This window comes from Pedobacter folensis, from assembly GCF_056490665.1.
This window is the reverse complement of the sequence record NZ_JBWJIF010000002.1, coordinates 348,604-369,386: the sequence shown is the minus strand read 5'-3', so window position 1 is coordinate 369,386 and position 20,783 is coordinate 348,604. Positions and strand designations below refer to the sequence as shown.

Below are 20,783 nucleotides of genomic sequence, written 5' to 3'. Positions count from 1 at the left end.
ATGTAGTAAAAAACGTTAATTCAGTCAATAGACTGACTCAATTAACGTTAATTCAGTCAGCGGACTGACTCAATTAATGTTTTTAATCAATTAATTCTAAAGTTTCAATCGCTTCCTCAACGGTACTTATATTATCGAAGGCTATCCTTAAAGTGTTTTTTACCTCTTTTAAATTACACATCCTAGGATGATTTTGCGCAAAAGTTAAAATCCTGGTGAAAGTATTCGAGTCGAAATAAGCCGATTGTTTATCACTTAAGAAATAACCGCGCAAACTATTTTTCTTGAAACTGATTTTCTCGAAGCCCAATTTTTTACCCAGCCACTGCAGGCGTACCACACTCAGCATGGTTTTCACCTGTGGCGGAACCGGTCCGAAACGATCAGCCAAATGTTTTTCAAAAATGGCCAGTTTAGCCTCGTTATCGAGTTTAGAAAGTTCGGTATATAAATTGTAACGCTCGGTAATATTGGTGATGTAAGCATCCGGAATATATAGCTCCAAGTCGGTATCAACTTGTGTAAAACCCACAAACGGACGGGCAGGTTCATTTTCAAAGAGGCCTTTAAACTCAGCTTCTTTTAATTCCTGGATGGCTTCGTCCAAAATTTTGTGGTACATCTCAAAACCGATTTCGGCAATGAAACCGCTTTGCTCGGCACCGAGTAAATTTCCACTTCCACGGATATCCAAATCGCGCATGGCGACATTAAAGCCACTTCCCAAATCAGAAAATTCTTCAATGGCACTTAAACGTTTACGGGCTTCAGAAGTTAAAGTAGATAATGGTGGTGAAAGTAAATAACAGAAGGCTTTCTTGTTGCTCCGGCCTACCCTGCCACGCATCTGGTGCAAATCGCTCAAACCAAACATATGCGCATGGTTAATGATAATGGTATTGGCATTGGGAATATCTAAACCAGCCTCAATAATTGTGGTAGCCACTAAAACATCTTTTTCTCCATTAATGAAATCGAGCATTACATCTTCCAGTTGATCGCCATCTAGCTGACCGTGGGCTATACCGATCCTTGCTTTTGGAACCAGTTTCTGGATTAACCCACCCAATTGCATCAGGTCGTTTACGCGGTTATGGATAAAGAAAACCTGCCCGCCACGATCCAATTCGAACTGAACGGCTTCCTGGATCAGCTTATCGTTAAAAACATGTAATTCGGTACTCACCGGCTGGCGGTTAGGTGGTGGCGTACTGATGATGGATAAATCCCTTGCACCCATTAAAGAAAAATGGAGCGTTCTCGGAATCGGTGTAGCCGTAAGTGTTAAAGTATCGACATTTACACGTACCGCTTTTAATCTTTCTTTTGCGGTAACACCGAATTTTTGCTCTTCATCAATAATCATAATGCCGAGATCTTTAAACTTCACGTCCTTGCTCAGCAAACGGTGTGTGCCGATTAAAATGTCAACCTTACCGGCGGCGGCTTCGGCGAGCGTGTCTTTAATCTGCTTACTGGTTTTAAAACGGTTAATGTAATCAACCGTAACCGGAAAATCTTTTAAGCGCGAAGAGAAGGTTTTAAAATGCTGTAAAGCCAAAATAGTGGTAGGCACCAGAATAGCGGCCTGTTTACCTTCTGCCACTGCTTTAAATGCTGCACGGACGGCGATCTCTGTTTTTCCAAAGCCTACATCACCACACACTAAACGATCCATTGGATGTGGCGATTCCATATCTTTTTTCACGTCCTGAGTAGCTTTTAACTGATCGGGGGTGTCTTCGTAAATAAAAGAAGCCTCCAGTTCGGTTTGTAAATAGCTATCTGGTGAAAATGCCGTTCCGGCCTGGGTTTTGCGTAAAGCGTATAACTTGATCAGGTCCCGGGCGATATCTTTAACTTTTTTTTTAGTGGTTTTTTTTAGCTTGTCCCAGGCATCGGTACCCAGTTTATTCATCTTGGGCACACCACTTTCTTTGCCACTGTATTTGGCGATGCGGTTTAAGGAGTTGATGTTTACATAAAGCAGGTCGTTATCTGCATAAATTAAACGGATCATTTCCTGGGTTTTGCCATTTACCTCTACTTTTTCAAGTCCGGCGTATTTGCCAATCCCGTGATCGATGTGGGTAACATAATCTCCGGATTTTAGTTCGCGAAGATCTTTCAGGGTAATGGCCTGACTTTTCTGATAACCCTTTTTAAGTTTATATTTATAATAACGGTCGAAAATCTGGTGATCAGTGTAAAATGCCGTTTGGATCTGCGGATCTACAAAACCCTCGCGCAGCATACTATTGATTGGCGTAAACTTGGCGGTTTTATCGATATCCTCTAAAATGGCATATAAACGCTCAATCTGTTTTGGCGAATCGGTAAAAATAAAATTAACAATGCCTTCTTTTTCGTTTTCCTTAAGGTTGTGGATCAGGAGGTTGAAATCTTTATTAAACGATGGCTGCGGCTTGGTTTCAAACTCAAAACGGTCGTCGGTTTTATAAAAAAACTGCTTGCCGAATTCGATAATCGGAAAATCCTGAAGATGATCACCCAATAATTTTTCGTCAGTAAAGGCAAATTTAGGGTCAATCCATTCGGGATTTTGGTTTTTATCTGTCGCTGGAAGGGCTTTCCACAGCTCAACGGCTTTTTTAAAACCCGCTTTAATGATATCGAGCGTAAACTCTACATCTTTAAACCAAAGCTGTGTATCCTGATCAATGTAATCGAGAATGCTGATGTTGCTTTCGGTTAAAAACTTGGCCTGAACGTTGGGTACAATGGTTAACGATTTAACATCTTCAACCGACAATTGGCTTTCAATTTCAAAACTTCTGATGCTTTCTACCTCATCGCCAAAAAACTCAATGCGGTAGGGCAAATCAGAAGAAAAAGAAAAGATATCTACAATACCACCACGGATAGAAAACTGCCCTGGTTCGTAAACAAAGTCTCTTCTGTCGAAATCGTAATCAATCAAAAATTCATTGATAAAATCGATGCCCAATTTAGCACCTAAACTAATTTCTAACGTGTTTTTTTCTAATGCAGACCGGTCAATAACCTTTTCGGCAATGGCTTCGGGGTAAGAAACTACAATTTTTCCATATTCCGAATCGTGGTTCAGCTCATTCAATACCTCTGCCCGGGCTAGCACATTGGCCGTATCTACCTGGGTAAAATCGAAAGATTTGCGGTAAGAGGAGGGGAATAATAAAACCTGCTTATCCAATACGCTTTCAAGGTCGGATTGAAAATAAGCGGCCTCTTCCCTGTCGGGCAAAACGAACAGGATGGGCTTATGTAACAGGAAATAAGAAGAAAGTGCAACGATAGCGTCAGCCGAACCCACCAATCCCTTTAATTGTATTTTTGGGTTTTTGCTGCTGTTCAACGCTTTGGTAAATTGAGTTACCCTATCGTCGGTTTTGTATCGGTTTATTAAATCGCGGATGTTCAAGGCACAAAAATAAGCTTATCTTTTAATATTAACCCGCAATTTGTGTAAAGGTTTTTTTAACTATTTTTGACCGGGTTGCAGGTGAAAATCAAAAAAGGAAAAGAAATAAGATCTTATTCTTAGATTCCATTACTCGTTTTGTCGAAATATATCCCCCTTTCGTCGATTAGGGGCAAATTGATGTAACAAAGGGTGCACTATAACCTCTAAACCATATAAAAAGTGAAACAATGAAGTACATCAAAAGCTTTCCACTAGAACTTTTTTTCTGGGTAGCGGCTTTAGTATTACTGGTAACAGCGAATAGCCACGAGCATCACTTTACACTTTGTCCTTTGGCCAATTTGGGTTTTAAAGACTGGTGTCCGGGATGCGGTATAGGCAGGTCAATCAGCCATATTTTACATGGCGAGTTTACCGAAAGCTTTTCCGAACATTGGTTTGGGTTTCCGGCACTTTTGATTATCGTTTATAGAATTTACACATTGATAAAAAATAAAAATAAGTTTAAAATTTCAACCACAAATACATAGAAACCATGGATATATATCAATCACCGCTAATGTCGTTACCAGGCATAACGCCAGAAGAATTTTCATACTTACAACAGGCCACCACCGGATTAACCGAGCAGCAGTTGCGTAACTTCTTAATGGTTTACAGCAGCAAAAGGAAAAATCCATCAGATATGCTTATATTCTGTTTAATCGGATTATTTGCTGTTCCAGGATTGCAAAGGTTTATCATCGGGCAGATTGGGATGGGTATTTTATACCTGGTAACCGCAGGTTTATGTTTTATCGGGTCGATCATCGATGTGGTAAACCACAAAACCCTGGCTTTTGAACATAACCAGAAAATGGTTTTCGAAAGCTTACAGATGGTAAGAATGGGCGGTTTTCAGTAAACCTATCATTTTTTTACGGTTAATATTTTTTGGAAAGCCAAGACAGAACAGATTTTAATGTTCGGCCCACCATACATGACAAGTCCGTCCCGATTTTATATCGTGACGGACTTTTTGTTTGATATTCAAACTCCAGAGGGTTTTAAAAACTTGTGAGGTTTAACTATATTTATCAAATGAAATTAGCCGAAATAACGAACTATTTAGAAAGCATCGCACCACTTAATTATCAGGAAGATTATGATAACTCTGGTTTAATTGTTGGCGATCCGAATATGGAAATCCGCGGTGCTTTGGTCGCTTTAGATTGTGTAGAAAAGATTGTGGATGAGGCGATTTCGACAGGCTGCAACCTGATTATTACCCATCACCCAATTGTTTTTAAAGGTTTAAAAAAGCTCAACGGTAAAAATTATGTGGAACGGGTAGTGCTTAAAGCCATCAGGAATAACATTGCACTTTATGCCATCCATACCAATCTTGATAGTATCCATACCGGCGTAAACGCAAGGATTTGTGAACGGTTGGGCTTAACAGGCACCAAGGTGCTTTCACCTAAAACAGGTCTGTTGAAAAAACTGGTTACCTATTGTCCGCAGGCACAGGCAGAGCAGTTGCGATCTGCATTGTTTTATGCGGGTGCAGGTAACATTGGCAACTATAGCGAATGCAGTTTCAATGCCGATGGTTTTGGTACATTTAAGGGTAACGAAGATTCGGACCCTTTTGTGGGTGAAAGAGGAATTCGTCATCGCGAGGCAGAAGTGCGGATTGAAATGGTTTACCCTACACAAGCCGAACGCAAAATTCTGGTCGCACTGTTCGAAAACCACCCTTACGAAGAAGTTGCTTACGATATTTACAAACTCGAAAATAAACACCAGCTGGTGGGCTCGGGTATGGTGGGCTGGCTGGAGTATGATATGGATGCCTATGATTTTTTACACCTGGTAAAAGACAGGATGCAGGCGAAAGTGGTTAGGCATACCGAGGTGATTGGTAAAAGAATCAAAAAAGTGGCCGTTTGTGGTGGCTCAGGAAGCTTCCTGTTAAAAGAGGCCATAGCTGCCGGGGCGGATGCTTTTATTACCGCAGATTTTAAATATCATGAGTTTTTTGATGCAGAGGAAAAACTGATCATTGCCGACATCGGACACTTTGAAACTGAACAATTTACCTCAAATTTATTGCTTGAAATTATTCAGAAAAAATTTACTAACTTTGCAATCCGTTTAACGGAGCAAAATACAAACCCCATAAATTACTTGTTTTGACGGAAGGCTTTTAAGTGCCTTTTTAAGTGTTTAAACAGTCATAAAGAATTAATATATTGCTTCAATAGTCCCTAATTGAGTCCCTATTTTGTATCTTTGTTTAATCAAATTTAAATATGGATACAGCAGCGCTATTAAACCCTCATTGTAATATTCCTTTTCTTTCAAAGGATAAACACAAATGGAGCATTAGGTTTTATTATAACATTGATGGAGTAAGGAGATCTAAAAAGGAAAGCTTTGATCTCAACAGTAGCCGTTATATACAAAAAACCCCCACACAATACAAGGAACTTAATAAAACAGAGCGAAAATCGTATGCTGATATTCTGTTAAGGAAACTAAAAGAAAGATTAGGCGTGGATTACTTCAATCCTTACACCCAAGAGTTTGAGCTCTCTGATATGTCAGAAAGACCATTTTTGGAGTATCTAGATAACTTTATTGACCATAATCCCCATTTGGAACGTAGTGAGTCAACGAAGAAACTATATCGTTCTTACAATAGCGTTATAAAGGCTTATTTCACTTCAAAAGGCTTTTCTGCCATTAAATTGAATGAGGTAACACGAAAGCACATTGAGACGTTTCTGATTGATCACAAATCGGATTCTGGCAGCACAGTTCACCGGGATAATTATGTTACTTATCTGAAGAGTTTCTTCAACTATTGTGTAGATTACGAAGAGTTGCTGCCAAAGAACCCATTAAAGCTGCTTCATCGCATTAATGCTAATACAAGTAAAACTAATAAAGCCTATCCACGTGAATTGTTAGTTAAAGTGTTCGAGGAAGCCGAGAAGCTAGATGAATGTTTCTTTTTATTGCTTAAGTTGATTTATTATACATTACGTCGACCCCAGGAGCTTTTGAAGGTTAGGTATAGGGATATTGACTTTGAGGAAGGAACGATCGACTTTGATAGTGATATTATTAAAACCAACAAAAAGCAATACAGTAAAGTTCGTAACGAATTATTAAGCCGCATAAAGTCGGGTATACCTAAGGGAACGAAGCCTAATCACTTTTTATTCGGTACAGTTAATGAAAAGGTTACCAAAACGGAACACAGAGTTAAAAATATGTTTGGAGCATTTGAAACCCCTCTCCACCACTTTCAAGATAAGTTTAAGACGTTAAAACAGCGTTTAAGTTTAGAAGATGGTTATACTTTATATAGTATGAAACATAGTGGTGTGGTTTATCTAATCGAGGTTGCGAAATGGACAGACAAGCAAATCATGGATTACACAGGGCACACGAATGTTGCGATGTTAGGAAGGTATGCAAGGGATGCAAAACGGTCTCGTGAAGATCACCCTGACACAATTTAATACTAATGCCTTGGGCGATGAGCCCAAGGCATTGTTCTTACAATATACTTTCATCCGCAAAACTGTAATAGCTGTAATTAGTAACTATCAAATGGTCGCATACTTCGATATCTAAAAGCTTCCCTCCGTCCATCAATTTTTGGGTTAGTTTCTTGTCAGCCTCGCTAGGTTTTGTATTAGAACTTGGATGATTGTGCGCCAATATTATTTTACTGCTATTGGTCTTTAAAGCAACAGAAAATATAATCTTCGGATCTGCCAATGTTCCCTGTATTCCACCAGTGGATATATCCACTATTCCCAATACTCGATTACTTGTATTTAGCAATATCACCTTAAATTCTTCTAACAGTTCAATCTTGCCCAATTGCCAATGTTGCATTAACACTCGGTAAGCATCTTGCGAACTGTTAATTTTTGGTCTTTCCGTGATATTGTAGTTTGATTTGTAGCTTACTTCAACTTCAGCCACTTTAAAAGGAGTTTGTTCCTGTACCATAAGATTTGAATTAATTATGGTACGATGTCAAGCTTTAAGATCAACTTAGCAAAGGAGGAACGGAATAAATGGACTATGGGTTGGGATTGAGCGTTTATGCCGTAGTTCCTTTAGGCGTGTTGAGATTACAAGCTTAAATTTGATTAATAATTGATTGTCGCTGTATTGTAATAGCTAATATATTTTAGCTAATAGCTATTTAAAGTTATCTTACTATCTTTATGAAAAAGGATACATTTATGAATGAAAGAGAATTAGGTACAATTTTAAAACAGATGTACACAGATGCGCCAAGAGGTGAACAAGTAGCCATGATACATTTATTTGGTGTCAAGTATCATAAAGAAATTAAACTTGCTGGCGTTAAGGAGGTAGTCCGTGAAGCAGGAATTAGCTCGACCTATTCGACGGAAGTTTCCAAAGCGATGAGTTTGGCAAAGTATGTTAAAGCAATATAGGTCATAATATGTTGATAACGTATTTTATCGAGTTTAAGTAAATTCAAATCGAATTTTAAGAACAGAAGCAGCGCCATTAATGAATAGTGCCTTGCTTCTGTGTCTATGGCGAAATCTTTAAATTAGTTGAGATTACAATATCAATTTTGATTGATGACTATGATAAGATTCCCCTGTTACAATTATTTAGTTATACACAGTATATTTGATCTTAAAGTACTTTTGGATTAGCTGTAATCATTAATCTATATTGGAATAAAATGATCCACCTGCTTCATCATTCATGCCCCTCATTTCGTGATCGATATCACTTTGATCATATCCGTAGTCATTTTGTATTTCGTCTTCAAATTCTGCCTTAAAACGGTTTTTAATATCACTTCTTATATTCATGAAGTTGCCATATCCTCCGTTGTATAGATCGTCATTTGTGAACACATCAAACCCTTTTCCAGGTAATCTAGGAATCATATGATTAAGTTCTAGCTTATCAGAGAAATTCTCCAATACACTTCGGGAAAAAGTTCCTTTTACCACTCGCTCTCCTTCCCAAGAAGGAAATAATAAAGCCGTATAGCCTAAGTAGGGATTTTCAGCCAAATAATTAACTAGTTCAGTCGAAAGATGCTCAGTTACGAGTTGTCGAAATATCTTGCCGCTAGTACCTTTTAGTAAAACATTAAGGCTGGAAACCTTCTCAGACCATATTTGGTAGGTTAGTCTATTCGCGTTAAATAAAGTCCTTAAGCTTTCAGAATTATAGGGGGAGTTTTCACTATTACTGGTGACAAGGGGTCGCAGATCAATCACGGAATTTACTTTGATGGCTTTAACGAATGTTACTAGCCTTTCCGGATAAAACTGTTTTCTATTCGTTCTGGATATATGTTGACCAATTGTTATAGCTCTTGCCATTGAATTATTAACTTGAAATTACGTGTGAACTAATTGTTTTATTGGTTGCCTAACGAACTCAATTGTGCTTATATATAATTAGAAGTTAAATGCTTTGCTTTGTCGCTCATAAATTTCGTTTAAAGCTCTTTCCATCATCGAAGCCAGCATTTTCTCTGCTTCTTTGTCACCTTTTGTAAGCAGTTTATAAAGCTCAGCTCCCATAATCTGTTGTTTGAAATCTGGATTGTTTAATAAATTGTACTTAACAACCTCATAGCTTTGTAGAAACGTCTCTTTTGAATCTTTATAGAAAAAGCTTGATTCTGCAGTTTCTGATTCAAGGTAAGCAACAACGACATTTCTTTTGGCTATCAGTACTTCAAACATGCGACTGAAATTCTGTAGCACCTCCTCGGTTTTCACCTCTTTGCTGGCAGATATATAGCCGCTGTAAGGTGATTTTAATTCTGGATCAACCCCATCGGACAAATATCTCCCAAAACAAGAAGCAAGTGAAATATATAAAGCGTTACAGCTTGCAATGTTAATTTCTCTAAAGTAGGTTGCCAGATCATTCCATGTTATTAATGAGTGATCTGAGCACAATAGTCCATCGTGATTGAGGCTTCCATGCATTTCAAGATGTATTAAAATCCCATCTTGCATTAAAGGGGCATTTTGCGCTATGTATCTGATGTATTCTATAAATGCATCTTTAGTTTCAGGCGCAAAGTACATATGACTCATCTTATCTTTTTCTTGATAATAATCTATGTGGCGCTTAACAGTATCGTAATAAAGTTCCTCCCCACTTCTGTAGTCCCCTTTAAATAAACTTTGTATGATGAAAATATGCTTAATGTTTCCGACTTCAAACGTCATTTTATAATTAAGCTAGAGCGTTAATTTCTTCAAGCTGAGTCGTTTTTTGCGCCACGAACTTTTGATAATTAGTTATTAAGGCATTAGCCACATGCCACATTAAAACGGGTGGTATAGCGTTACCAATTTGGCGATAAGCCTGTGTTTCACTAACCGGAAATTTAAAATTAAGTGGAAATGATTGAATGCTTGCAGCTTCTCTTGGTGTAAACCTCCGATAAACTTCCTTTATTGGATCAACCAGTAAAACAGGATCTCGTGAATTGAGACTAGTTTTAGCCAAGTGTGAAGTAACTGTTAAACATGGTTTTGATAAATCTTGATATAAGCCTCTCTTCATGTTCTTTTTGGCGTTCTTCATGCCTAATACCGCTCGTTCAGAAAAATAATACTTTTGGTCAACATCATCCAAGCTAGGGATAACTTTCCCAAGTGGTACCCAAGATGTTTCTATTTCTCCACTTGTCTCGGAATGTGTGTCAGTTGGGAACGAATAATCAACCTTGATATCATTTCTTATACCGATGATAAATAAACGTTCTCTCCGCTGTGGTATTCCGAAATTTGAAGCATGTAGAAGTTTATATTTAACTTTATATCCAACAGATTCGAATTCAGCTATAACTTTCTTTAAAATGTCACCTTTCTGTAGGGTCATCAATCCTTTAACGTTTTCCGCTATAAAGAACTTTGGTTGCTTTGTCCTGAGTATCTTGACCAATTCTTTATAAAGATTGGCTCTATCATCATTTGTATCTTTATTAGGATTAACAGTACTGAATGATTGGCAGGGAAAGCCCCCAACCAATAAATCAAAGTTTTCCAATTCTTCAACTTTAACATTTTTGATGTCATCACACACAGCAGGGTGCTCAAAATTAGCATTGTATGTTTCAACTGCTGGCTTATCAAAATCCAAAGCATAGTTGATCTCGAAGTTTAGGGACGAATACTGTTTATTTAAGTATGTAAAGCCGCCAATAATCCCGAGATCGGAACCACCACATCCACAGAAGAATGACGCCACTTTTAATCTCTTTTTCATTATTAATATTGTTTATCTATACTAGAAGAACCAAAGTCCATTCTGTAAAGTGTTGGTAAAACTGTTATAATCCCACTTTCATTCTTCTGAAAAGGATCATTAATCTTTCTAACAACAGTAGAATTAGGTGTAAAGTATACTCGGTAAATATTATATCTCTGACGATGTTGCTTGGCAGCTATCCATTCTTTTCTTGTTAAATTTATGGTGTCTGTCCAAGATGCATCTAGTAAATCCGGTTCAGTTATACGTTTTGTGGATTTAACTTCGATATATCTATCAAATTCTGGATCTTCTTGGTCTTCATCGGCCTCAACTGAAGATATGTCATATCCTAACCCTCGCTGACTGCCAAATGGGAGTACTTTGTTTAATAATCTAGGATGTGTTCGTTTAACTCTTGCTAATTCAAGTTGATAAACAAATTCTTCTCCCTCATCCCCTAGAATTGTATGGTTTGTTCCCTTTGTCTTAACAATAGGTTCAATCAAATTGGTTTCTCCTTGTAATGCGGCAATTGAAGTTTCAATGATAGAGTAGTCATTTACAGCTATATTTCCATAGTATCTGTCCCAATCATTCTGCAATTTAATTCTGTCTGTGCCTGAGTTCAAATCATATGAGTATACGTCAAATGAAAGGGGGGTATAAAGCTTGCTCATAAACAGATCTAAGGTTTTTCTTTCCGCTAAATTCAATGATATGCTTTCCTTATCAATCTTTACTAAGTTGGCTAGCTCAAGCAAATTAAACTGCTCGGTGATGTGCTGATTATCTCTTGAACCTTTTAGCTGTTTCTTTTTGCCTTTGCGTCTATCTTCCAAAATAGCATCTAAGACAACGCTTGGCGTTACTTTGCCTTGCAAAACTTCAAGAGATCCCAGAGCATAGTATCCTATTTCAGCTTTTGTCAGTGATACACCTCTTTGTTGAGCATCAAATAATAGTGCTATAACAAAGTGAAAAGGCTTAAGCTTAATCTTATTTATTATTCGATCTTTAAGTGTCGTAAGAATCTTTTGTGAAACATTAGGAAACTGAAAATTCAAGCATAGGTTCTTGAAGAACGCAGGTTGATCATTATCCGATAATAGCTTTCTACTGCTCTCCGATTCAAAAATAACACCATCTTGGCAATAATATAAGCCAAACAACTTTCCTGCTATCTCAGTTCTGTGGTTTCTAATGGTTTTCTGATGATTCTCGTCTAAAGTCTCATATCCAATATTGTAAATAATCTTTGATAGTTCATCGTCAAACTGTTTGATGAATTGATTTTTAGGACAGGGACAGATTTCTGACACAATATTCGCATACGCAGGTAACAGATTGTCTAAATCCGTCTGAGCCTTACCTCTTATTATTGTACATCTATATTGTAGATCTGGGTTAAACATTTCAGTTTTAGGGTTGTTGAGTGCAATTATTTAACAATATAACACAATTAGTCTTTACTCCAAAAAGTTTGCTCATAAGGTAGCTAAATGTCAATATTTATGTGTTCTTAGATGTATCTCTTGATTTCATTAGCTAGAACTTGCGCTAAAACTGGAGGTACTGCATTTCCAACTTGTTTTAATTGACTTGTTTTGCCTCCTATAAAGATAAATGTATCGGGGAATGACTGAAGTCTTGCGCTTTCCCTCGTTGTTGGAACCCTATTAAATGTGTAATGAAAATGATGATTATGTCCGGTGTCAATTGTAAAACTAGGTTTCTTGCTATTTAGTCGCGTCCATGCGATATTAACTTTTCTTGTTTGATGTAGCTCGACAGGAAGACTTTTATAGTTCCCCCCATCTGGAACCATATTAATTATATCGATGGTTTGTTGCTTATGTTCTGTTATTTGATGGTTGTATACTGACTCTGAACCTTTACGCATGCTTTTTTGGTACTCTGACTGTGGTTTTAAATTGTATTTGTCCCCATCATTAATAGAATGTTCCGGCAGATCTGAGATAGCATCTTCGGAATTTATAAATGAGTTTACAAATGGTTCAGGAAATTCAAATTTGGTATCTCCTTTGATCCCAACGAAAAATGCTCGTCTTCGATTCTGGGGAACACCATACCCTGCCGCTAAAAGAACCTTGTAAACGACAGTATAACCTAGCTTTTCAAAATCCTGAATAATATTATCTCTCACGACACCGCCACCCATAGAAACTATAGTAGGTACATTTTCCATTAAGAATGCTTTTGGTTTATAATACTCAACGAAAGCAACAAATGACTTATACAGTTTATTACGTTCGTCGTCGACAATTCTTTTTCCCGCAATGGAAAATCCTTGGCATGGGGGGCCTCCAATTATTAAATCTGCTGATTTGACACCAGTTTTGTTACTTATGCTTTCCGGTGTTTCATTAAAAAGATCAGCAACTAAACCAATGGAATCTTTATGATTCTTTTCATACGTCACGATAGCATCTTTCCAATGATCAATCCCTAAAGTAACCTTGTAACCAGCTTCTAAAAATCCATGTGATAGACCACCACAACCACAAAATAGGTCAATCACTGTATTCCTGTTATTCCTCATTAAGTAATATTTTTAATGTTTTAGCATTGATATTCTGTTTAGCTGCTAATAATGCGCAAAAGTACGGCTTATAATTAAAGATTGAACTCTAAAGCGAACTATTAATCCTTTAAAAGGATTAACATTAATGTCCAGTTAATATTGATCATGTGTTAGGCTGTTTGTAATAATCAATCACCCTTTTTACAAATACTTCCATTCTATCCTTTAGTGATTGAAGCTGATCGTAAGCGGCATTAATTCCCTCCACAGGATCTTTTATTTGTAAACGTTCCAATCGCTTTGGATCTCCACCGGATATTCTCTTTTCAAGTTCTAAAAACTCTTCAGGTGTTTGCCAACGTTTGATCTCTGGATCATAAATCCATTGATTAGCTGATTTGGCCTGTTCATATATTGTAAAGTAAGTTACAGTTAGTGTCAGCGGTTCGTCAGGTTTATAGCTCTCCCACCTCTTCTCCATTTCACTTTCTCTTATAAGTTCCTTAGGCTTCATAATACTAATTTTATTAGCAAATATAATGTCTGAATACGAATATTTATAGCTTTATTGTCAAATTAGTGAATGAAATTTGTTTTCTAAGGAACAAAGTTGTTTTGTATCAGTGCATTAGCTATATTATAGTATAAGAACACTTTAGCATGGAAACACAAGCAATTAGAGATTTAAATCATTATCGTACTAAACTAGAAGATTTAATAATAAGTGATGATGGTAGAACAGAATTTAGGTTTACTTCAAGAAAACAAAAGATGCCTGATCTGTATTTAATGGAAACAGATAATAATATCGGCTCTCTTAGTATAAGAGATGCCATAAATGATAAACTGTATTCTGCAAGATACGAATTGAATGATTTACATGGCAGAATCGTATTAAATATCAATTTCCTAGATTTCCGTATTCAAATGAATGGATTGTTATCTTTAGGGGTGCTATCTGGACAGCAAGGACAACTGGCTGGTAATTTTGATGACGTTATGTTGCAATTGGCAGGTTTTCCTCATTTTATAAATGGGTCTGCATAGAATAGTATCGGTTAGAGTCGATATAATAGCTCTTTATCATTTGGCAATCTTTAAATTTAAAACAATAAAAAGTGTTCAAGCACCCCAATGCTTAAACACTTTAATAACCTATTGATATTAGGCATTATTATCGTCCTTTTTTATTGAATTAGCAATAAAAAGTGCTGTATCCGGATCAATGTCGATAAAGTTTGCCTCATCTTCTTCAACATCAATTCCATTGTCGGCCTCGAAATCTTCACCGCAATCATTGCATATGAATTGATTCGAATCATAACTTAAATTTGTAACATTGTCTGAGTGACAATCAGGATTTGGGCATTGTACTATCATAGCTGTTTTGTTTAGAAATTATCAATCTAATATACGAATGAAAACAGATTATTAAAAGTTTTAGGGTTCCGACAAACATATGAACCGTGGTTATCGCAGTTGCATAAGTTAGAACGATGCAATGTTATGTTTTACGAAATAAGACATAAGAATGCTGAGATTACTTTCCTCCTATTTGCTTTTTGAGATCTCCTTTAATTGCACTGATAAGGTTTGTAAAGCTTTCCAACTTTAGACCATTGGAAACAATCATTTCATCGACTTGTTCAGAATCGTAAAATTCATTTCTTCGATAACTTATTAGCTCTGATTTTCCGATTTGATAGTCTGAAAAGTGTTTTATCAAGGTTGACAACTCTTCGTAATGATTCTCTTCAATAAACAGTGATGCTTTCTCAATCTCAGTTTTTGTAGCTTTAAGCTGCTTGGAGAATCCCTCAAGCCTTATTGCATCAGCTTTTTGCCAAAGATCATCAGCTGAAAGTTTTAAATCATATAAACTTGCCCATAACTTACTATAGTGTTCAAACTGCTTGTCTGAATATCTAATAGTTGTTTGTTTAAGAATATCTAGTTTAGCTTGATAAGCATTAATTTCGTTTTGAAATTCTGCTTTTATCTTCTCTTCATATCTTTTCGCCAATAGCTGGCCGAAGTAATTCGACAGTCCTAAAATGATTGCTCCACCTCCACCTAGTGCTGCTATCACACCAGTAACTATTTTTAATATATCTGTCCAACTCATATTGTATAAATGATAAGCAAGGTAAGAAATTAGAAGTAAATAGGTTCTGTTTCTTGTGCTCGCCGCTGCGAACTGAGAAAATGTGTGAGAACTGGTAATTGCGGAGCAATGAGGTTCGATCTATGTTATACACAAGCGACTGGCGAGATATTTGATAAATATCATGACAGTCGTGCAGCATTTTCGATTGCGCAGGTGAGCTGAAAAGTGGAGCCTGACTAGATTTATCCAGGATAAAGCGAAGCAAATCCTAGATAAAGATAGAGAGAAGGCTCATGCAGCACTCCGCTTGCTCAAAAGAAAAACCATGACAGAGTGCAGCGATGGCGTGTTGTTTTTCATGAGCTTAGACAGTGCGAAATACCTTATTTCCTAATAATGTGAGCACTGCATTAGCCAAAGCACCACTGGCTAAAAGTAACCGCAGAAACTTAAAAGAATGCACCACCATTGCAGCACCACCAATATAAAGACTAAACCATTCCTTTCTCCGCGTAAGCCGCTTTTTTGGAGAGAGGAATGGATTTAGGATTGCCTTTAGTTATTTAACTGTTACCTTAAATAGTATAGGTTCCTTTAATATTATTGATGCTAATGGATCAGCCAATTCTCTTGTTACTTGTCCCATTTTGGCCTTTATACTTGTTACTTTAACTATATAAATAAAAGCCTCTTTTGGTGATGATGCTAAGACTTCCAATTCATTTGAAGATATAAAAAATGTATTTAGATCTCCTGTCGTTGCCTTTACTTCGATTAGGCGCAGATTATTGTTATAATTTGACAATATGTCGTAACCTGCACCTTGATCCTCTTTTGATACTTGTAAAACAAACTTACTTGGCTCTGTACAACCTAAGGATTTCAGTCTATCATATTCATACTCAAGTGCGATCTCCTCGCCAATTTCTCCAATTGCTCTCTTTTGTTCAAGAGCTTCGAGGAAATCATCTTGCGTTTGTTTCTTTCGAATCTTATGATGGGGTTTTAGTCTAGATGGGGAATTGATAGAGATGAAGTGGGCGTTTTGTATGTTGTACTCCGGATAAAAGTTGAATACCCAACGTTTAAATGACTCTTGAGTTCTTTTATCAGAGTCGCCGTATCTAATCCATTTAATGGGTTTCATAATTCTTGCAATATCGTCCTTCACTTGACCACCACCTTTAGCACTTCGACGTAGAAATCCGATATAGGACGGCAGCGATGCGCCTTCAAATTGGCAGAATTTAGATAGGCAGAATAGGGTTTTTCCGTCAACTATCGAATGAGGAAAGTATTTTGCCCTACTGGCTAACGCTGACTTCATAACAGCGCCATCGTAATTATTAAACTCGACGATTGACTGGTAAATTGAATCTGAATCCATTAGAGATAATTTAGTTTACCCAAGTATAATAAAAATGAGCCATATTGCTATGGCTCACATTCATGGGCTTGTTATTCCAAAACTTCGAATTATTCCATCTGTGTAGATACTTTGGTTAACCTTTTTAATATCTCCGTCCATTGACAATAGAATTCGTTTGTAAATGTCCATTTCAGCATCATAAACGTATAATGAATTGGTAAATGATCCTGCATCACAGGCAATATCTCCATAATCCACAATTGGTGACTGTAGTAGATCCGCTATCATTTCTTCTGTTATAATGTTGATTTTCTTTTTATATCCAAACCACGGCTTATACTGAATAGAATTCTTTAGGTTCTCAAATAGTTCAGCAGGTGTTATTGCATCATCTTCTTCGTGTTCATAAGCTGTGCTTTGCATGGGGTCAACTGTTTCGGTGGGTGTGCACCAGTTCCATTTATTGGTAACGGCATAGCGATAGTCCTTTGATGATCTGTAGTTGTATTTCCGTCCGTGTGGATCGATAAAGAAACCATAATGTTCCATTCCCCATGCTATGCTATAAAATTCACTTTGGTAAATGAATGGGAGTGCTTCGGTACTAAATTTCATGCTAGTAATGTTAAATAAACTATTAGTAGTATCAATGAGTTCTTAATTAATTGAATTTTACTTTGGAAATCCACTCAAACTGGTAAATACATAAATATCTCCTGCACACAATGCTTTCTGGGTTTCGGTATCAAAAATGTATGCATTATTACCACTATATCCTGTTTTGAAAGCTTTTCTTTCTAAAATAGTATTATCAGCTCTAATTTGACCCTTATAAACCACAATGTCTTCCTTATCTTGATCGGTAATGCGCAAAGAATTCCAATTACCATAATCTTTTGCAAGTGTATTGAAAATCAGGTTTCCAGTTGACCAACGACTCTGCTTGCTATTTTTTGGTGCTTGAGCATCATAAGCTTCCAATGCTATGGTTACCCTAACGAGCTGTTCGTTATTGAAATCTAAATAAATGTAATTTACCGGATAGTGATAGAAATTATAACTGCTTACGTCATCAACCTGACATTGAATCAAATTTTGATTGTTTGGATAGGTCCCTAGAAAACTTATGTTTGCAATCCCTTTAATGTGCTCTAAGCTTGATCCAAATGTGAACTTCCCCCAGCCATTTTCTTTATCTAGTTTTAATATTGTATTCTGAATGGCATTAACAACTGTTTGATTTTCCGCAGCAATTATATTAGATCCATTTGTCTGGAGTCCACTCTTTTTATCTTCAAATTGCGTTAACAATTTATAAATACCGTACTGCCTGTTCCATGTTGAGAAGTCAGCATACTTCTTCATTTCTGAGACATTATAGGTGCCAATATTGACCCAGTTATCTAATGAATCTTTACCGTATCTATCCTTATACAGGTGCCTGATTTTTATGGCCACTTCGCTTGAATTTGCCTCCCCATTGAAAACGGACAGAATACCTTTGCCTGTGATGAGGTTGTACACGTTTTCGTCTAATTTCTCAAAGGAAAAGTCATTCGGATAGCTTTGGGTGTTAATTCCCATAATGCCCATTCTAGGTAAGGGGAATTTGTCTATTAGTATTTCAGAGCTTGCTTTTTCATAAGTTACTGTTGTTTCATCAGCATCTCTTTTATGACAGGAAGTTAATAATAAAATGAAAATAATCAGCAGCGAATAGCCGATGTGGCCATTAGATTTGGTTTTGGATACCAAAACGTTTTTAGCCTCATTAATGTAATTATGAACCATGTTGTGAGTGTAATTTAAAATGTTCATGTAAAACTAGCAAATACTTAGTAATAGCTAAGTATAGTGTAGCGATTTAATTTATTCTTTAGTATGTGGCTAAAGAAACGGTAAAATCAGAGATTGAATTGTTTGTTATCAGTAAAGCGAAAGCTTTAAGGGAGCAGGCAAATCTTAGCCAATCTGAGCTTGCTTTTAAACTAGATGTTTCTAACGGGTTTATTGGACAAGTTGAAAGTCCTAATTCACCATCTAAATATAACCTAGACCATATTGATAAACTGGCTCTAATATTTAGCTGTTCCCCTAAAGATTTTATGCCTGAGAAAAATGTAAACAGATAAGTATAATACTCTGTCTTTTCAGAGCATCTTTTATCTGTAAAAACTATATATAAAGGGCTGGTTTACTTTAGTTTTAATGTAACAGCGAACTTAACAGCCTTTAGATTTTCTTTGAATGCCTCGAATATAAAATCAATAGTCTCGCTTTCGTAAGAGCAACTTAGATTATCATGTTTGTCATGGATAATCTTCATTCCTGGTGTTTGGTAAAGAAATTCTATTGCTCTGGCCAACTCCTGTTCATCCCTGCACCCGAAAATGATTTTTAATTCCTGATTATCATTTTTTATAATAGTGAGCGTTTCTTTAGGCCCTGATGCATCATTAACCAAATTGTATTGTAGAGTGGATTGAGGATCAGATTCAGCCGGAATTTTTGTTGATTTCGAATTTAAAATCAAATAGGTTTCGAGATCATTAAGACTAGCTCCATCTTGGAATATCTTGTTAAAAATGGTGGCGCACAACATCGAAGTTGGTAACCGTAGATCCTTAGCAAGAAATTGATTCTTTTGTGATGCAGAATAGTACATTGGTATCGATTTATCTTTTAAATTGAATTTAGGCAAAAATAGAAAGTAAAACCAAAATAAGCGCATCGCTGCGCTTATTTTTATGATTCTTGTTTATCAACTGTGGAAATTGAAACGTAGTTGTTCTCTCCTTCTGCAATTCTCCTGTAAAAGAAGTTGTGGTGCTGATCAGCTTCTCGAAAGTTTACTCTTAACGCGTATTCAATCCCCGCTGTGTTATCATTCGACTGAGTAATTTCATACGCCTTACGGAGGAAAATATTCGTTAAACCTGAGCCGAAACGCTCTAGAGCCTCACCACCTAAGTCTATAAATATAAATGATCGTCCGTCCTTACTATTTGATAAGGTAATGTTCCAGAAGTAGTTTAAATGCTCGCTGATCATGTTACTTTTGTATTCGTTCTTTACATGGTCAACCGTTGCGTATGTTCTGTATTTAGCTAGATCGAACTTTCGTAATTGTTCTGTAGCTGCATCAACAATTAAATTGTATGCCTTTTGAACTTCTTGGTTTACTAAAACTTGTTGCTCGTTTATAACAACAAATTGTGTCTGTGTTGGTACTGCCTTTGCAGTTCTTGCTTTTGCTTGCATCTTAATAGAATTTTAAATGTGAATTTTGGATTAAATAGAAAATGCCTCCAATTGGAAGCATTCGTAGTAAATTGGTATATAAATGGAAATACACCGTTTTTAGGCGGTGCATTGTGTTATTGTCGATTTTGATATCGTTGTATTGCTAAGAATATTTAGTCGATTTTACCTTGTTTATATCCTTTTAGAAGTAAAATGTCGATAGGGTTTAATAGTGAATTTTGATAAATGGTAAATCGGAATCCATCAGTTTTTAAATCGAAAGTGGCGGTTTTAGATAGGCTTGTTGTTCGACTTTTAGGCTATATTTTTCTATGGTAAAGTTGGAAATCATTTTAAATCCCCCTGACATAAAAGCCGGGGGTATGATATGATATAGGCTGCGTCCAGAGAGCACACATATAGTTTAAAGCCCTAACAAAAAAAATAAAAAATAAAAATTATTTCTAGGGACTAAAGCGCTCTTAGAGGTGAATCCCTCAGATAATACTCGTCAATGGCTTTATGCTTCTGTAATGTGCAGCCTATCCTCCTCATCTAGCATAGTAAATTTTTTGATGTGAACACGAACCCTTTGCCCATGTTCGTTAACTCCCTCCCATCTTGGGTATGGGTAACTATCATATGGACGCCCATCATCATGTTTTACACTTTCAACAATGTTTGTCCATTCAATCTTTAATTTTCTAAAAGCCATATCGTTTAAATTCGTTTAGACAAAGCTAAAGGAGTTAATTCGTGAATTTTTACGGTTTCCCATAATTGGTATTAATAATGGGTTTCCTCAAATTCTAAACTTTTT

General features: G+C 36.6%; 23 protein-coding genes. 7 read left to right on the top strand and 16 right to left on the bottom strand.

Going from position 1 to position 20,783, the window contains the following annotated elements:
* Nucleotides 1–82: 82 nt before the first annotated feature.
* Nucleotides 83–3,421: a transcription-repair coupling factor gene (mfd, locus tag AC04QZ_RS10205; RefSeq protein WP_478357684.1), complete on the bottom strand. Its 3,339-nt coding sequence runs from the start codon at nt 3,419–3,421 to the stop codon at nt 83–85.
* A gap of 230 nt (nt 3,422–3,651) precedes the next feature.
* Here mfd and AC04QZ_RS10200 point away from each other — a divergent pair, with 230 nt between their 5' ends.
* From AC04QZ_RS10200 to AC04QZ_RS10185, 4 genes are all read left to right on the top strand, one after another.
* Nucleotides 3,652–3,954, top strand: a complete 303-nt coding sequence (locus tag AC04QZ_RS10200) for a DUF2752 domain-containing protein (protein ID WP_478357683.1) — start codon at nt 3,652–3,654, stop codon at nt 3,952–3,954.
* A 5-nt stretch (nt 3,955–3,959) separates the two neighbouring features.
* Nucleotides 3,960–4,328 (top strand): TM2 domain-containing protein, encoded by a 369-nt coding sequence (locus AC04QZ_RS10195; RefSeq protein WP_086548454.1) that lies wholly within the window; start codon nt 3,960–3,962, stop codon nt 4,326–4,328.
* 176 nt (nt 4,329–4,504) lie between these two features.
* A complete protein-coding gene (locus AC04QZ_RS10190; RefSeq protein WP_086548452.1) occupies nt 4,505–5,602 on the top strand; it encodes a Nif3-like dinuclear metal center hexameric protein in 1,098 nt (365 codons plus the stop codon).
* 116 nt (nt 5,603–5,718) lie between these two features.
* Nucleotides 5,719–6,936 carry a site-specific integrase gene (locus tag AC04QZ_RS10185; protein WP_478357682.1) on the top strand — a complete coding sequence of 406 codons (1,218 nt, stop codon included), beginning with the start codon at nt 5,719–5,721 and terminating at the stop codon, nt 6,934–6,936.
* Nucleotides 6,937–6,973: 37 nt separating this feature from the next.
* Here AC04QZ_RS10185 and AC04QZ_RS10180 read toward each other — a convergent pair whose 3' ends face one another.
* Nucleotides 6,974–7,435 (bottom strand): JAB domain-containing protein, encoded by a 462-nt coding sequence (locus AC04QZ_RS10180; RefSeq protein ID WP_478357681.1) that lies wholly within the window; start codon nt 7,433–7,435, stop codon nt 6,974–6,976.
* 221 nt (nt 7,436–7,656) lie between these two features.
* On the opposite strand from AC04QZ_RS10180, the gene AC04QZ_RS10175 reads away from it, so the two are divergent.
* The gene (locus AC04QZ_RS10175) at nt 7,657–7,893 is read left to right on the top strand and encodes an HTH-like domain-containing protein (RefSeq protein ID WP_478357680.1); all 237 of its coding nucleotides are present in this window, start codon (nt 7,657–7,659) and stop codon (nt 7,891–7,893) included.
* Nucleotides 7,894–8,133: 240 nt separating this feature from the next.
* Here the strand turns inward: AC04QZ_RS10175 and AC04QZ_RS10170 are convergent, their stop codons facing one another.
* From AC04QZ_RS10170 to AC04QZ_RS10145, 6 genes are all read right to left on the bottom strand, one after another.
* On the bottom strand, nt 8,134–8,808 hold the full coding sequence (locus AC04QZ_RS10170) for a hypothetical protein (RefSeq protein WP_478357679.1): 675 nt from the start codon (nt 8,806–8,808) through the stop codon (nt 8,134–8,136).
* A 78-nt stretch (nt 8,809–8,886) separates the two neighbouring features.
* The gene (locus AC04QZ_RS10165; protein WP_478357678.1) at nt 8,887–9,672 is read right to left on the bottom strand and encodes a hypothetical protein; all 786 of its coding nucleotides are present in this window, start codon (nt 9,670–9,672) and stop codon (nt 8,887–8,889) included.
* Nucleotides 9,673–9,679: 7 nt separating this feature from the next.
* Nucleotides 9,680–10,717, bottom strand: a complete 1,038-nt coding sequence (locus AC04QZ_RS10160) for a DNA cytosine methyltransferase (protein ID WP_478357677.1) — start codon at nt 10,715–10,717, stop codon at nt 9,680–9,682.
* A gap of 2 nt (nt 10,718–10,719) precedes the next feature.
* Nucleotides 10,720–12,114, bottom strand: coding sequence for a protein NO VEIN domain-containing protein (locus tag AC04QZ_RS10155; RefSeq protein ID WP_478357676.1), 1,395 nt, complete (start codon nt 12,112–12,114; stop codon nt 10,720–10,722).
* Nucleotides 12,115–12,221: 107 nt separating this feature from the next.
* Nucleotides 12,222–13,262, bottom strand: coding sequence for a DNA cytosine methyltransferase (locus AC04QZ_RS10150; protein WP_478357675.1), 1,041 nt, complete (start codon nt 13,260–13,262; stop codon nt 12,222–12,224).
* A 145-nt stretch (nt 13,263–13,407) separates the two neighbouring features.
* On the bottom strand, nt 13,408–13,758 hold the full coding sequence (locus tag AC04QZ_RS10145) for a hypothetical protein (protein WP_478357674.1): 351 nt from the start codon (nt 13,756–13,758) through the stop codon (nt 13,408–13,410).
* Nucleotides 13,759–13,904: 146 nt separating this feature from the next.
* Here AC04QZ_RS10145 and AC04QZ_RS10140 point away from each other — a divergent pair, with 146 nt between their 5' ends.
* On the top strand, nt 13,905–14,291 hold the full coding sequence (locus AC04QZ_RS10140; protein WP_478357673.1) for a hypothetical protein: 387 nt from the start codon (nt 13,905–13,907) through the stop codon (nt 14,289–14,291).
* Between the two features lie 117 nt (nt 14,292–14,408).
* On the opposite strand, the gene AC04QZ_RS10135 is transcribed toward AC04QZ_RS10140, so the two are convergent.
* From AC04QZ_RS10135 to AC04QZ_RS10115, 5 genes are all read right to left on the bottom strand, one after another.
* On the bottom strand, nt 14,409–14,624 hold the full coding sequence (locus AC04QZ_RS10135; RefSeq protein ID WP_478357672.1) for a hypothetical protein: 216 nt from the start codon (nt 14,622–14,624) through the stop codon (nt 14,409–14,411).
* 160 nt (nt 14,625–14,784) lie between these two features.
* Nucleotides 14,785–15,369: a hypothetical protein gene (locus AC04QZ_RS10130; protein WP_478357671.1), complete on the bottom strand. Its 585-nt coding sequence runs from the start codon at nt 15,367–15,369 to the stop codon at nt 14,785–14,787.
* 541 nt (nt 15,370–15,910) lie between these two features.
* On the bottom strand, nt 15,911–16,738 hold the full coding sequence (locus AC04QZ_RS10125) for a protein NO VEIN domain-containing protein (protein WP_478357670.1): 828 nt from the start codon (nt 16,736–16,738) through the stop codon (nt 15,911–15,913).
* A 60-nt stretch (nt 16,739–16,798) separates the two neighbouring features.
* Nucleotides 16,799–17,335, bottom strand: coding sequence for a hypothetical protein (locus AC04QZ_RS10120; protein ID WP_478357669.1), 537 nt, complete (start codon nt 17,333–17,335; stop codon nt 16,799–16,801).
* Nucleotides 17,336–17,392: 57 nt separating this feature from the next.
* Nucleotides 17,393–18,538, bottom strand: a complete 1,146-nt coding sequence (locus AC04QZ_RS10115; RefSeq protein WP_478357668.1) for a hypothetical protein — start codon at nt 18,536–18,538, stop codon at nt 17,393–17,395.
* 65 nt (nt 18,539–18,603) lie between these two features.
* On the opposite strand from AC04QZ_RS10115, the gene AC04QZ_RS10110 reads away from it, so the two are divergent.
* Nucleotides 18,604–18,852 (top strand): helix-turn-helix domain-containing protein, encoded by a 249-nt coding sequence (locus AC04QZ_RS10110; RefSeq protein WP_478357667.1) that lies wholly within the window; start codon nt 18,604–18,606, stop codon nt 18,850–18,852.
* A gap of 62 nt (nt 18,853–18,914) precedes the next feature.
* Here the strand turns inward: AC04QZ_RS10110 and AC04QZ_RS10105 are convergent, their stop codons facing one another.
* The 3 genes from AC04QZ_RS10105 to AC04QZ_RS10095 form a co-directional block, all read right to left on the bottom strand.
* Nucleotides 18,915–19,385 (bottom strand): hypothetical protein, encoded by a 471-nt coding sequence (locus AC04QZ_RS10105; RefSeq protein ID WP_478357666.1) that lies wholly within the window; start codon nt 19,383–19,385, stop codon nt 18,915–18,917.
* An 80-nt stretch (nt 19,386–19,465) separates the two neighbouring features.
* A complete protein-coding gene (locus tag AC04QZ_RS10100; RefSeq protein WP_478357665.1) occupies nt 19,466–19,981 on the bottom strand; it encodes a hypothetical protein in 516 nt (171 codons plus the stop codon).
* A 502-nt stretch (nt 19,982–20,483) separates the two neighbouring features.
* Complete coding sequence (locus AC04QZ_RS10095; protein WP_478357664.1) at nt 20,484–20,678, bottom strand: hypothetical protein; 195 nt, start codon at nt 20,676–20,678, stop codon at nt 20,484–20,486.
* Nucleotides 20,679–20,783: the final 105 nt, after the last annotated feature.